Here is a 14,227-nt window from a genome sequence, read left to right on the forward strand (position 1 = left end):
CTGTTATTATATTTATAACTTACCTGCGAAAGCTTTTTGGCTTAATGAATCAAAAAGCTGAGCTTGCTCTTTAGTCGCTTCTATCTGTTTCGTAGTGTGCTTCATTGCTGTTTCCATCAATTGAGAATATTCAATTTGTAAGTCGTCTGGAGGTATTAAAATATCTAGATTTTTTAATGCGACTATCTTCAGTTCTGCAAACGTTGTTCCTGAAGCAATAGAGTTATAATTTGCTAAGAATATTCGTTGTAAAAAGCTTCTCAGGTAATCGGTGCTCACCGACGTTTGGCTTGATTTTATCCACAACACCCTTCCATCTTTAAAGTAAAAGGGTTCTCGATGACTTACCTGCCAAATACGTCCATCAGGACAAATGGAAGGAAGTAATAAGTCGTTAATTTGTGGAACTCCACCATGATTTTTTAACTGTTGATAATGTTCTTGAGATATAAATAAGCTCGGTTCGATTTGTTCATCATTTCCCAGCTTTCCTACTTCAGTGCCACGATAAAATGGAATGCCTGATTCTACGAAATCATCCACAAATACTCGTTTACTAGAACCAACAGCGCACAAGTCACCAAGTTTTTTAGATTCCCACCCTTTAGGGTTATTCACCGGATCGCCGAACATATCTAGAAAGACGCTTCGGCGGAAGTCATCGGCTAGGTCAGTGGATAGTTGACGTTTACGCCGCACCTTGTCTGCTTTATCTAAAATAGTAGCGATACGCTTCTGTTCACTAAGTGGAGGGAGCGGGATTTCAAGGGTCTTCAAAAAGTCGGCTGGCACACGTTTTTGCCCAGCGCTGCCCGTCATATTTCGCTCACCAAAATGACGAAAATACTCATTCCAAATTAAATAAAATAAATAACTGGGATCTAACTTTTTCCGTTCTGCTCTAATGACATGGAATTCTGTACTTCCAAAACCAATTGATGTATCTAAATCTGATAAAAATGCAGCTTTACCATTCTCAAAACAAGGTGTGATTTTAGCGACAATGACATCGTTTTTCTCAAAATAAGTGAAACCTTTTTTTGTCTCTTTTAAAATACGTTTCTCTTGAACTAAAAGCTCGCCACTCTCTGAAACCGCAGCCATTGGCAAAAATGTAACCTCTTGGTTTTCATCGACATCTTTTGGCAGCCTTGGGTTTACTTGTGCAACATCAGACAGTTTGACTAAAGGCCAATTCATAACATATCCTCTAGAGCTTTCAAGTCATCTAAAATTTCGTTTTCTAAAGTAACTAATTTCTTCAGTATAATTTGAGGTTCTTCATACTCTTCGGCTTCATAAACCAATTCTTTATAGCGATTAAGAGAAAGGTCGTACTTGCTTGCTTTAATATCTTTAAAATCAACGAAAAACGATTTTTTTGTTTTATCCTTCCATTTGTCTAATGGCTTATTATTTTGTATCGCTTGCTGATAAGCATGATATTGTTCGATAACATTAGGCAAATCATCACTATCAATTTTTACACGTTTGTCATCTAAGCTAAAGCCGTCAGCTTCAACGTCGTAAAACCAAACCTTTTCAGTATCACCGCCCTTAGTAAAAATTAATATCGCTGTTGATACACCTGCATAGGGCTTGAAAACACCACTCGGTAATGAAATAACGGCTTCTAATTGGTTGTTCTCCAATAAGAATTTACGTAATTCTACATGAGCCTTTGAAGAGCCAAATAATACACCGTCCGGCACTACGGTAGCACTTCGGCCTCCAACGTTGAGCATATTAAGGATATGGGCAACGAAAAGAAGTTCAGTTTTCTTTGTTTTAACATGATCCAATATTTTAGGATTCACGCCTTCACTGTCTAAAGATCCTTTAAAAGGAGGGTTTGCAAGAACTACGTCAAAAAAATCTTCAACCTGCTCCGGGAAGTGTTGTTGCATGTTTTTGTTTAAAGAGTCTTGGTAATGTATATTGGCACCAGGTACACCATGTAAAAGCATATTCATTGCTGATACTCGTAACATGGTATCGTCGAAATCAAAGCCCCAAAACATTTTTTGTTCAATATGGTCACGATATGGTGTTAACTTATCGCCAGTATAATGCTTGTTACCGTCTTCATCGGTTAACACGCCAAACTCGCTTGAGTATTTTCGATTCAAGTACTCCATTGTGCGAGCAAGGAAGCCAGCCGTGCCACATGATGGATCTGCAACTACTTCTGTTGGTTTTGGTTCAACCAAGGCAATCATAGTGTCAATGATATGGCGAGGTGTTCTAAACTGGCCGTTAATGCCTGCGGTAGTTAATTTACTCAATAAGTACTCGTAAATGTCCCCTTTAACATCAGACTGATCTAACGGAAGTTTTTCAATCATTTTGATCGCACTTTGCAATACCGCAGGGTTTCGCACAGCTAAGTCAGCATCAGCCATAAATGCTACCATATCAGCATTTATAGAATCATTAGCTTCTGTTTCGATTTGTCCAAAATGTGGAAATACGTTATCTCGTAAGTGTTTTAACAGTTCATCACCTTTGTTGATGCTACCGAAATTTTGAAAACGCAGTAACTGGCCTTCTTCCGTTTCAGGGAAAATACGTTTAAAAGGTGTTGGCGTTTGACCGAGAGCAACTTGAGTATTGTATGTATTTTCTTTTTGCGTTTCTTTTTCATCAAGCATACGCGCAAACATAAGGTAACTAATTTGCTCAATTACGGTTAGCGGATTAGTAACACCACCTGTCCAAAACTTTTCCCATAATTGGTCAATTTCGTTACGAATTTTACCTGTTAACATTATTCTTTCCTGTATCAAGCATCACTGTTCTGCTCGATGTAATTAATTAGTTTGTTGTTTGTGAACCTGAGCCTTTGTTTTCATACACAAACGGTGTAAGTAGAGTTACAAGTTCAGCTATATCTTGATGCTCAAAAATACCTGATATTCCCATAGGGTCGATATTACTGAACGGTGATTCAAATAATTGGCTTTGACTGATCACACCGTGTTCACCAATAAAGTTTTCTAACATTCTTAAAAACTGCACTTGTTTATGCGTTAGTTGCGGATGGTCGTTTAGAAATGCCGCAAAGTGCTTTTGTACAAATTTAATATCCAGTCCTATAAGTGAACGCAAAGTAGTCTGTAAATCTTCAGCAGTACGACCATAAAACTCATTAAGGACTGAAATATCAACACCTGGATGTTGAACCAATATTGTAGAAACTAAACTATCTAGCTCTTCTGGTTTAACTTCTTTACCTTCATAAACGTTGGTTAATACTGGATTAGTGCTTAACATTTTTTTTAAAATTTTAGCAGTACGTTCGCGATACAATAAGGCTTGTGATTCATCAGTTAATGTTACTTTACGCTCTTCATCCTGTATTTTGTCTTTATCTTCCGCTGTAGACGTTTTTAAGCCGCCATTAATTGGGCCTTGTTTACGCTTTTTATACTTCATTACTTCACGTAATTCAGTGCGGATATTTTCTAATGACTCAACTGAAACATTATCCCAAAAATCTTTTGATTTTACTTGTTCAATTAGAGTTTCTTTCCTTCTAACAGCACCAATATTTACAGCTAGCTCATCAAGCTCAGCAATAAGAGCTATCTTTAAATCATTTAAGCTAGATGATGAATTTAATACCGCCCGCTGTAGCTCTACAATTGAGCGGTCGAACATGATTGCATCTTTATCTCGGACAACACGTTGCGCCATCAATGGTGAGATAACATCCATCAAGAGCTTTTGTGTTGATGCATCAAAATCATCAATTGCCGATGTTTGCTGAAGAATATGAACATTACGTAACTCACGCTTAACAACTACCGCCGTTTGGGGAAGGTCATTAATGTCCTGTCTAAGTAAGTTCTTCGCTAAATCAAAAGATTTTTTTGCTGTTATACCTTTTAATAAAGATTGTTTAGCTAATTCAAATCGGGCTTCAAATAATAATTGTAGGCTTGGCTTAGAACTTGTCAGTTCAACCTCTTGGTACTCTTCTTCAAAGAAGGCAAAATTGCCAAAATGATCGAAGATCCAAAACTCTTGTTTGTGATTCGGATGGGTATGATCATCTTCATCGGCAGGTCCAAATAGCTGAGGACACAAACGGGTTCCTCGGCCAATCATTTGATGGAACTTAACCCAAGAACGAACAGGTTTAGCAAACACCAAGTTAACTACTTCTGGAACATCAATGCCCGTATCCATCATGTCTACAGATATTGCGATTCTGAATTCATTTGTGCCTTTTTTAAATTCTTTAATTAATGCTTCGGCATTACGCACTTTATTGTGAATAACCTTACAAACGCGATCACCGTATTGTGGATAATTTTCTTTAAATACTTTGGCTAAGTTCTGAGCATGTGGCTGGCTTTGAGCAAACACAATTGTTTTGCCGATTAAGCCATTAGTATCTTTGATACCATTATTCATTAGATTTTCTAGTAATAAACGATCTGTATCATCACTTTGAATTTTTCGACCAATATCCTTACCTGCAATTCTAGTTCGCTTAGCTTCTTCTTCACCTAGGTCTTCTTCTAACTGTGCTTTTTGTTCATCAGTTAAGTCGCTATAACAAATACCTTCACGTAAAAATTCAGTAGTAAAATCTTTAACTCGATAAGGCACTAAGTAATGCTGCTTAACTGCTTCTTCCATACCATAATCAAATGTTGGATCTGTAGATTTACAGCCAAATAATTCAAAGGTATGACGTTTCACAAATTTCACTGGTGTAGCAGTTAGCCCCAGTTGATATGCATCGAAGTATTCGAATAATTCTCGATACTTATTATAAATACTACGATGTGATTCATCTGCAATGATCAAATCGAAAAAGCCAACATTGAGGCTGGCATATCTATTCATCATGCTAGGGTAAGTAGATATGTATATTCTAGCAGTATCGTCAATTTCGGACTTGTCACCCACAACACAACGAGATTCTGAAGGAAGAAAACCTTTATACGCATCATCAGCTTGTCTACGAAGTTCTTTTCGGTCACACAGAAATAGAATTCGTTTAGCCCAACTGTGTTGCGCCAATAGATCTGATATGGCAATTGCTACACGTGTTTTTCCTGTTCCTGTTGCTTGAACAATTAGTGCTCTTCTGGCGTGATCTTTATGATCAGTTTGAAAACGTTTAGCGACTGCTTTGATAGCTTCAATTTGGTAGTCTCGACCAGCAATACCTGTATCGGGATTATTTTTTTCTAACTCTTTTGTTTTATAGATACGCTGAAAAATAAGATACTTAAGGCTGTCTATGTCATAAAACCCGTAAATAGTACGAGCACTATTGTCTTGCTCATCATCCCAAATTTCTGTTTCGTAACCATTACTAACAAATATAACGGGTCTTTGACCTGTTTTTTCCTGCAACGCAGATGCGTATTCACGCGCTTGCTCTCGACCAGCTTCTAGATTTTCATCACTTGCTCGTTTTGCCTCTACAACGGCAAGAGGAAGTTTATTCTTGTCCCAAAGTACATAATCAGCTTTTAAGTTACGCCCGTCGATTGGGCTTACACACTTCTCTTCAATGGTTACTTGGTCTTTATCTTTAATATCCCAACCAGCATCAGCTAACATTGAATCAATAAGTAGTTCGCGAGTTTTTGCTTCATTCCATTGTAAAGACTCAGCTGTATGAACACTCCTTTGTCTGGATTTCTTAACCTGCTCTGCTGACGCTTCTACTTTTTTACGTTTGGCTCGTTCAACTTCTTTTTCTTTAATTGCAGCTAGAGCTTTCTCTTCTGCTTCTTTAGCTTTCTTTTTACTTTCTTCAATTTCTTGTTTAGCTTTTATTTTCGGGTCTGGAATATCTTTAAAAGCTGGAATAGCAGACTTTGCTATGCCGAAATAATGAACGGCCATATAAGTAAGAACGCTGTGAGCGGTACCTAAACATACACACGCATCACGATATTGTCCCATCCCACCATGAGCGGTTTTGTTTCCAGAATTTTTTAATTGCTGTAATTGATAGCTCAATGACTTATCAATACAGTCATTGAAAGAAGGCTTTTTCATCAAGTTATTCAGTGTATCGAGCGCATTTTTAGTCAATGATTCTTGTTCATAGATCTCATTCACTATGCATTCACAGATAGCTCTGAGTCTCGTTTGAGAGCTTCCCGGATCTATGTGCAATACATTCTCTGCACACCAACCGAGATCTGCCGCCTGTGGCATATGTGGTCTTATAAACTCAAAATTCATTGATTGCTTCATTCCAAATTATTCCTTATGTTCCCTATCGCAAAGAAAATGCCAAAACTTGCTTTATGCTATTTCGGTATTTCTATTCCAAGTTTTTCCATCCAGCCTTTTAGCGTTTGGTGATGAGTAAACCCAAGCATATCTTTCGTTTTAGTTAAACTATTCCCTGTAGCTTTAAGCGCTGCCAAAATATATTTCTTCTTGTATAACTCAATGTTTTCATTAAGATCTATTGTTTGACCTAACATTAATGTTACTTCCGCTTCTTCTGACTTTTTAGCTCTCACAATCATTGCATCAGATATATCAGAATCTGTAACAACTTGTTTTTCTGACCACAAAAATGCACGATTTAACGTATTCCATAATTCCCGGATATTGCCATGCCAAGGTTGTGAATTTATAAATTTTATTCCTTTTTCGGAGATTATCTTACTTTTATAGTCCGGATGTTTATCGCCAGCGGAATTGATTTCATTTGTGAAATGCTCGACTAACGCAGTAATATCCTCTTTTCTTTCTCTCAGGCTAGGCAACTTAATAATGCCTACAGCCAGCCGGTAGAATAAATCCTCTCTAAAATCACCTTTTTCCACCATTTCAATGAGATTTCGATGTGTTGCTGCAATAACTCTTATATCTACCTTGAGAGTTTTGTTACTACCTAGTCGTTCAAATTCCTGCTCTTGTAACACTCGTAATAACTTAACTTGGATTGCAGGAGTTAACTCTCCAACTTCATCCAAAAATAATGTACCGCCGTCAACTTGTTCAAATAGCCCTAATTTATCTCCTGATGCTCCAGTGAATGCACCTTTTACATGACCAAACAATGTTGACTCAATTATGCTTTCAGGAAATGCGCCGCAATTAACCGCTCGCATTGGTTTACCTGCACGTAAACTAGCATTATGAATGGCTTTAGCCATTACTTCTTTACCAGTACCGGTATCACCTAAGATTAAAGTGGGTAGTTCTGACTTTGCTATAATTTTTGCTTTTGAAATAACTTCTTTCATTGATTCCGATTTAGCAGAAATACCATCAAACGCCTTGCTGCTCTTAGGCATTGAGGAAGCCTTAGATGCAATACTCTTTGAGGCTGACTTTACATACTCTTTTCCAAAATCAATTGGTATGTTCGTTTCGATTAATTCATTTTTTGGAGTAGCTTGTACAAATCTAATGTTAGTCTTCCCTTTGCCGATTAACACAGATAGCGTCGACATTGCGGGAGTTCCAGAAGTAAGGTTTATTGATAAAGTTTCGCTTTGCTCTGATAATTTATTAAGCCATTGCTCTGTTTCGATAGCTATAGAGGGATAGTCAATCGGGCTGCTTATATTAGCGTTGTATATCTTTATATCTTCAGAAGGCCGTCCAATAATTGCCATTTTCTTTTTAAGATATTTTTCGAATGAGCTCCATTTACCTTCATCTTTATTCGCTAAGATGACTATTTTATCAAACGGCGTGCCTGATTTTATTGCTATGGTACTAATTGCAGCATTTTGCTCTGGCCGCATGTTCTCAAGGTCTTTATTACCAAGCCAAGTAAATAGAGTATTCAAAATTAAGTTACTTTAATTTTTATAATTATTGGTAATTAATCTTACAACATATAAATTTATTTACCTATCAAAAAAAGAGTAAAAAAATAGACAAACCTAAGTTTGTCTATTTTTAATTACCTTTGTCTGGATTTTAAATATCCCGACACAAAAATCCATTACTCTGCATATGTCTCAACAGCTGGACATGAACAGATCAGGTTACGGTCACCGTATACATCATCGATACGCGTTACCGTTGGCCAGAATTTGTCTTTTGCTACAGCAGGTACTGGGAATGCCGCTGCGAGGCGGTCATATGCACGCTCCCACTCGTTACCTAGTACGTCAGCTTGTGTGTGCGGCGCAAATACCAGTGGGTTGTTCTCTACAGACCACTCGCCAGACTCAACCTTAGCAATCTCTTCACGGATTGAGATCATCGCTTCGATAAAGCGGTCGATTTCAACCTTAGACTCAGACTCAGTAGGCTCGATCATCAGTGTGCCCGCTACTGGGAATGACATCGTCGGTGCGTGGAAGCCATAGTCCATAAGACGCTTCGCCACATCCATTTCAGTGATGCCAGACGCTTCTTTAAGCGGACGCAAGTCAACAATACACTCGTGCGCTACACGGTCGTTACGGCCGCGGTATAGCACTGGGTAGTGTTCTGCCAGTTTCGCTGTTAGGTAGTTAGCGTTGACGATTGCAATCTCAGTCGCTTGCTTAAGTCCTTCGCTGCCCATCATCGCAATGTATGCCCATGAGATAGGTAGAATCGCCGCTGAACCGTAAGGTGCTGCAGATACTGCGCCGTTACCTTCTGTAGTGCCCGCAACATTGATGATGCTGTGGTTAGGCATAAATGGCGCTAGGTGCGATTTAACACCGATAGGACCAACACCCGGACCGCCACCACCGTGTGGGATACAGAACGTTTTGTGTAGGTTTAAGTGTGACACGTCAGAGCCGATGAAACCTGGGCTTGTTACCCCTACTTGCGCGTTCATGTTCGCGCCGTCCATGTATACTTGGCCGCCGTGCTGGTGAACAACGTCACAGACTTCGCGGATAGTCTCTTCGTATACACCGTGTGTAGACGGGTAAGTTACCATGATACAAGATAGGTTCTCAGACACTTCTTCAGCTTTAGCACGTAAGTCGTCAAGGTCGATGTTACCTTGGTCATCACAGCCAACAACCACAACCTTCATGCTTGCCATTTGTGCAGACGCCGGGTTAGTACCGTGTGCAGAGCTTGGGATCAAGCACACATTACGGTGACCTTCGCCACGTGATTCATGGTATTTACGGATCGCGATAAGACCCGCGTATTCGCCTTGTGCACCTGAGTTTGGCTGTAGTGATACTGCATCGTAACCTGTGATATTTACAAGCCAGTCATGCAGCTCAGTCATCATAGTTTGATAACCTTGTGCTTGCTCAAGTGGACAGAATGGGTGAAGCTCAGCGAATTCAGGCCAAGTTACTGGGATCATTTCCGCTGTCGCGTTTAGCTTCATAGTACACGAGCCCAAAGAAATCATTGAGTGGTTCAATGCCAAATCTTTGTTCTCTAAACGCTTGATGTAACGCAGCATTTCAGTTTCGCTGTGATACTCATTGAAGTTTGGATGAGTGAGGATCTCGTCATCACGTACCAAGCTTGCTGGAATACCTGTGATGTCGTTTGCCGCCACTTCAGCGTCAATCGCAGCCACATCAAGACCATGGCCTTCACCTAGGATGATGTCGAATAATTCTGTGATGTCTGCGCGCGTTGTTGTTTCGTTCAGTGCGATTGAGTACTCGCCGGCGTGGTTAATTGCAAAGTTCACTTCGTTTGCAACGGCACGGCCAACAACCGCATTTTTGTCTGCTTCTTCAGCCACAACCGTGATGGTATCAAACCAAGTGTCGTGCTTCAGTGCAACGCCTTTAGATTTAAGGCCCGTTGCCAAGATGCTTGCAAAGCGGTTAATGCGCTGTGCAATGGTTTTAAGGCCCTGTGGACCGTGGTACACCGCGTAGAACGCCGCCATGTTAGCGAGCAATACTTGCGCTGTACAAATGTTTGAGTTCGCTTTTTCACGGCGGATGTGCTGCTCACGCGTCTGCATCGCCATACGTAGTGCGTCGTTACCTAAACGGTCTTTAGAAACACCGATAATACGACCCGGTAGTGAACGCTTGTACTTATCGCGTGTTGCGAAGAATGCCGCGTGTGGACCGCCGTAGCCCATAGGTACACCAAAGCGCTGTGCAGAACCCAGTACCACGTCTGCGCCTAGTTTACCCGGCGCTTTTAATAGCATTAAGCTCATGATGTCTGCTGCAACACACGCAATCGCTTTTTTGTCTTGTACTTGTGCGATAAGGTCTGTGACGTCAACTACTTCACCAGATGTTGACGGGTACTGGAATAGTGCACCGAAGATCTCGTGATTTACTACGTCGCTCGCAGGGGCAACCACAACTTCAAAACCAAACTGTTCAGCACGGGTGCTTACTACGTCAATCGTTTGTGTGTGTACGTCATCTGCGATGAAGAAAATGTTTGCTTTTTTTGCTTTTGCTACACGCTTAGCTAGGGCCATCGCCTCTGCAGCTGCGGTAGACTCATCAAGCAAAGATGCACTTGCCAAGTCTAGGCCAGTCACATCCATAGTTAGAGTTTGGAAGTTAAGAAGTGACTCCAAACGCCCCTGTGCGATCTCTGGCTGGTAAGGTGTATACGCTGTATACCAACCTGGATTTTCTAACACGTTACGTAAGATTACGTTAGGTACGTGTGTAGGGTGATAACCTTGGCCGATGTATGATTTGAATACTTTGTTTTGGCCCGCTACTGATTTTAGGTAGCTTAGCGTTTCAACTTCAGTACGGCTTTCACCAATCTTAAGACCTGTTTCTAAACGAATAGAGTCAGGTACCGTTTGACCGATCAGCTCTTCAACACTTGATACTCCAAGCTCAGCAAGCATCTCGCTTACTTGTGCGGCATTCGGGCCGATATGGCGACGAATAAAGTCTTGCTTTTGCTCTAATTGTTCAAGAGATTTGGCGTTTGACATTAGTCCAGATTCCTATGATCCAAATTAAGTGGGTGTGTCCTGCATTGATGCCTAGCAAACATTGCCAAGCAAAGGCCTTGGTAACGCAGTCACAAAATAATGCTTTGAGATAAACCAAACCAAAACGGTTTAATTTAACAACAAAAGCCCCAGAAATTGGGGCTTTTAAGTTCTACAACGAATTAGTCTTCGTCGATTGAATTTTTGTAACCTTCAGCGTCAAGTAGGTTTGCAAGCTCTGACTCATCAGATGCTTTCACTTTGAATAACCAACCGTCGCCGTATGGGTCGTTGTTAACAGACTCTGGTGAGTCTTCTAACTCTTCGTTGATTTCAACGATAGTGCCAGTGATAGGCGCGTAGATGTCAGAAGCTGCTTTCACAGACTCAGCAACTGCACAGTCTTCGCCAGCATCTACTTCGTCATCAACATCTGGTAGGTCAACGAATACCATGTCACCTAGCAGCTCTTGTGCGTGCTCAGTGATACCTACAGTGAATACACCGTCGCCTTCAGCGCGAACCCATTCATGTGAAGATGCGTATTTTAACTCGCTAGGAATGTTGCTCATTTTTTGTTCCTTTGGTCATTTGTTTGGGCAACTGCCCATTATTCTACTCGTTACAATGATAGCTTAGATCACTGACTTGCCGTTACGTACGAAGCAAGGCTTCACAACTTTAACGTCTACTAGCTTTTTGCGCATTTCAACTTGTGCCGTTTCCCCAGTTGAACGAGGAACGCGTGCCAAGGCAACGCTAAAACCTAAAGTCGGAGAGAATGTACCAGAAGTAATAACACCTTCGCCACCTTCTACGATAACTTTAGAACCGCCACGTAGTACGCCTTTGCTTTCAAGCACTAAGCCAACCAGCTTATCCGTGCTCTTGTCTGCACGTTGCTGCTCAACCACTTTACGGCCGATGAAATCACGATCTTCTGGTTCCCAAGCGATGGTCCAAGCCATGTTTGCAGCCAGTGGAGATACAGTTTCATCCATATCAGAACCGTATAAGTTCATGCCCGCTTCTAAACGTAGCGTATCACGCGCGCCTAAGCCAGCAGGACGCACACCTGCGTCAAGTAATTGTTGCCAAAGTGCTTCAGCATCGTCGTTATGCACAACAATCTCATAACCCGCTTCACCAGTATAACCTGTTGTTGCGATGAATAAATTACCAGCTTGTGCACCAAAGAATGGTTTCATGCCTTCAACAGCCGCTTGCTGCTCAGCACTTAAAATTGTTGCCGTTTTTTCTTTTGCATTAGGACCTTGTACAGCAATCATCGCATACTCAGGACGCTCAGTTACTGTCACTTCAAAGTCAGCTGCCACAGTACCGATGTGCGCTAGATCTTTTTCACGTGTTGCTGAGTTAACAACTAGACGGTACTCAGTTTCAGTGAAGAAATAGATGATAAGATCATCGATTACACCGCCTTGCTCATTTAGCATGCCAGTGTATAGCGCTTTACCAGGCACAGTTAGCTTAGCAACGTCATTTGCTACTAGCTTGCGTAAAAATGCCTGCGCATCCGCACCTTTAACGTCCACAATTGTCATGTGAGACACGTCGAACATACCTGCGTCTTGACGCACTGCATGGTGCTCTTCGATTTGCGAACCATAGTTGATTGGCATTTCCCAACCATGGAAATCAACCATTTTTGCGCCAGCTTCTAGGTGCTTAGCATGTAGTACTGTTTTAGAAGTCATACTTGTCCTTCACTTTTTGTCTAATGCGACCATCAAATACGGTGGTCACACATATCAAGATCACAAGACCTCGAACGGGGTTAATCTTGAGCTGCATTGCAACTCAAATGCACGGAATTAATTTATACTGAAACCTTCTGCGCTAAGCTTTTCTTGCCAAACCGTCAGCGGTTTAGACTGCGCAATCAGTTGATGTTGCTGAACGCCATCTTGCAGTAATGTCGTTACAAATACATCACCACTTTGCTTACCATAACAAGTGTGTAGATCTGAAATCCCCAAACCCGGTGTAAGCGAAAAATGCGTTAGTAATGAATCAAACGCAGATTGCCCACAAATCTGGCCAATCATGAGATCGTCACGACGCATCAATTCGATGTCATATTCATGCTCATGTTCAGCAACCAAAGCAACTAAAGTATTGGCGGCTTGTTGGCCTAACACAAAACGATATGCAGTTTCACTAAAGTAGTAGACGGCATAGCTGTCGCCATTAGCAAACACGCCTTGGATACCTAAACCTGGGGCAATCAGCTTGTTGAGATTGATACCCAGCTCTTTGTTAAGAAAAGGAGTCGTTTCGAAGCCACTAAAATCAATAACAACCTGACACTCCAATTTTCTGTAGGCATTTTGCGCAGGAACAGTACCCTGACGGTGCTTGGCAAAAATAATGGGTGAAAACGTCATACAACCACCTTAGTGAAATTAAGATGAGCAAAAGTATAGGGTGGCGGATAACCAACAACAAATTGTAATTATTTATCAATTGATAAATAATATTAATGTATTCGAGAATTATAAATAGCTTTTTTAAATATGAAGAACTTATCAATTGATGGCCTACGCACGCTCGTCACGGTTGTAGAGGTCGGAGGTTTTGCCAAAGCGGGTGAACTGCTGGGTTTATCTCAACCAGCGGTCAGTTTACAGATCCGTAGATTAGAGGACTTGCTCGGTTGCAAGCTGTTTAAAAAACAAGGCCAGAGACAAGTACTCAATCAATATGGCGAGTTGTTACTACCGCAGGCCAAACAAATGCTGCAATACAATGACGCGATACTACAACAGTTTACCTCAGAGAGTGTGACAGGTCGTGTACGCCTTGGCATACCCAGTGAATTTGCCGCACGCATTTTGCCTGCTATTATCGGCGACTTTGTATCTTTGTATCCAGATGTTGCACTGGAAGTAAAGTCAAGACTAAGTAAGCATTTACTTTCAGTGTCGAGACAAGACCAGTTTGACCTAGTACTCGCTTTAAATGAAGAGCTCGAGTCAATGTCTCATCCCGTATTTATGCGTGATCAACTGGTATGGGTGGGCGATTTAAATCTCGCAAAGCAAGAAGTCATTACTCTCGTTACTGCGCCTGAAGGGTGTATTTATCGCCGCAGAGCCATTGAAGCACTGCAAGAAAGCGGCCGTCCTTTTCGCATCGTATACAGCAATGCCGATTTAACTGGTTTAACCGCAGCACTAAAAGAAGGGTTGGGCGTGACAGTACTTGCCAAAAGTACCGTACCGAGCGAGCTGACCTATCAACAGCATACACCTCACCTACCCGCTTTGGGGCAAATCGGCATCAGCTTAATTAAAAACACCCAAGAGTCGGCGCACGCTGTGAACAAACTGGCCGAATTTATTGCACTGCGACTTGGGTAGT

The 14,227-nt window shown here is 41.3% G+C and carries 9 protein-coding genes; 1 reads left to right on the forward strand and 8 read right to left on the reverse strand.

What is annotated here, in order from left to right; all coding sequences use genetic code 11:
* Positions 1-12 precede the first annotated feature (12 nt).
* The 8 genes from N480_RS23335 to N480_RS23370 all read right to left on the reverse strand — a co-directional run bounded on the left by N480_RS23335 (position 13) and on the right by N480_RS23370 (position 13,251).
* Positions 13-1,200 carry a restriction endonuclease subunit S gene (locus N480_RS23335; RefSeq protein WP_063374824.1) on the reverse strand — a complete coding sequence of 396 codons (1,188 nt, stop codon included), beginning with the start codon at positions 1,198-1,200 and terminating at the stop codon, positions 13-15.
* A complete protein-coding gene (locus N480_RS23340) occupies positions 1,197-2,768 on the reverse strand; it encodes a type I restriction-modification system subunit M (protein WP_063374825.1) in 1,572 nt (523 codons plus the stop codon). Before N480_RS23340 ends, N480_RS23335 begins: the two co-directional genes overlap by 4 nt.
* A gap of 46 nt (positions 2,769-2,814) precedes the next feature.
* On the reverse strand, positions 2,815-6,228 hold the full coding sequence (locus N480_RS23345) for a DEAD/DEAH box helicase family protein (RefSeq protein WP_063374826.1): 3,414 nt from the start codon (positions 6,226-6,228) through the stop codon (positions 2,815-2,817).
* Positions 6,229-6,284: 56 nt separating this feature from the next.
* On the reverse strand, positions 6,285-7,787 hold the full coding sequence (locus tag N480_RS23350) for a sigma-54 interaction domain-containing protein (protein WP_063374827.1): 1,503 nt from the start codon (positions 7,785-7,787) through the stop codon (positions 6,285-6,287).
* A 158-nt stretch (positions 7,788-7,945) separates the two neighbouring features.
* Positions 7,946-10,843: an aminomethyl-transferring glycine dehydrogenase gene (gcvP, locus tag N480_RS23355; protein WP_063374828.1), complete on the reverse strand. Its 2,898-nt coding sequence runs from the start codon at positions 10,841-10,843 to the stop codon at positions 7,946-7,948.
* Positions 10,844-11,025: 182 nt separating this feature from the next.
* A complete protein-coding gene (gene gcvH / locus N480_RS23360) occupies positions 11,026-11,415 on the reverse strand; it encodes a glycine cleavage system protein GcvH (RefSeq protein ID WP_063355690.1) in 390 nt (129 codons plus the stop codon).
* 63 nt (positions 11,416-11,478) lie between these two features.
* Positions 11,479-12,561: a glycine cleavage system aminomethyltransferase GcvT gene (gene gcvT / locus N480_RS23365; protein ID WP_063374829.1), complete on the reverse strand. Its 1,083-nt coding sequence runs from the start codon at positions 12,559-12,561 to the stop codon at positions 11,479-11,481.
* Between the two features lie 117 nt (positions 12,562-12,678).
* A complete protein-coding gene (locus N480_RS23370) occupies positions 12,679-13,251 on the reverse strand; it encodes a hypothetical protein (protein ID WP_063374830.1) in 573 nt (190 codons plus the stop codon).
* Positions 13,252-13,380: 129 nt separating this feature from the next.
* Here N480_RS23370 and N480_RS23375 point away from each other — a divergent pair, with 129 nt between their 5' ends.
* Positions 13,381-14,226, forward strand: coding sequence for a LysR family transcriptional regulator (locus tag N480_RS23375; protein WP_063374831.1), 846 nt, complete (start codon positions 13,381-13,383; stop codon positions 14,224-14,226).
* The last annotated feature ends 1 nt before the right edge of the window (position 14,227 follow it).

It is taken from the genome of Pseudoalteromonas luteoviolacea S2607, assembly GCF_001625575.1.
Taxonomy (GTDB): domain Bacteria; phylum Pseudomonadota; class Gammaproteobacteria; order Enterobacterales; family Alteromonadaceae; genus Pseudoalteromonas; species Pseudoalteromonas luteoviolacea_E.

Bases quoted from the DNA above. Each gene is read 5' to 3' on its own strand.
- N480_RS23335 (WP_063374824.1), bottom strand. From the start codon at position 1,200: ATGAATTGGCCTTTAGTCAAACTGTCTGATGTTGCACAAGTAAACCCA.
- N480_RS23340 (WP_063374825.1), bottom strand. From the start codon at position 2,768: ATGTTAACAGGTAAAATTCGTAACGAAATTGACCAATTATGGGAAAAG.
- N480_RS23345 (WP_063374826.1), bottom strand. From the start codon at position 6,228: ATGAAGCAATCAATGAATTTTGAGTTTATAAGACCACATATGCCACAG.
- gcvP (WP_063374828.1), bottom strand. From the start codon at position 10,843: ATGTCAAACGCCAAATCTCTTGAACAATTAGAGCAAAAGCAAGACTTT.
- gcvH (WP_063355690.1), bottom strand. From the start codon at position 11,415: ATGAGCAACATTCCTAGCGAGTTAAAATACGCATCTTCACATGAATGG.
- gcvT (WP_063374829.1), bottom strand. From the start codon at position 12,561: ATGACTTCTAAAACAGTACTACATGCTAAGCACCTAGAAGCTGGCGCA.
- N480_RS23370 (WP_063374830.1), bottom strand. From the start codon at position 13,251: ATGACGTTTTCACCCATTATTTTTGCCAAGCACCGTCAGGGTACTGTT.
- N480_RS23375 (WP_063374831.1), top strand. From the start codon at position 13,381: ATGAAGAACTTATCAATTGATGGCCTACGCACGCTCGTCACGGTTGTA.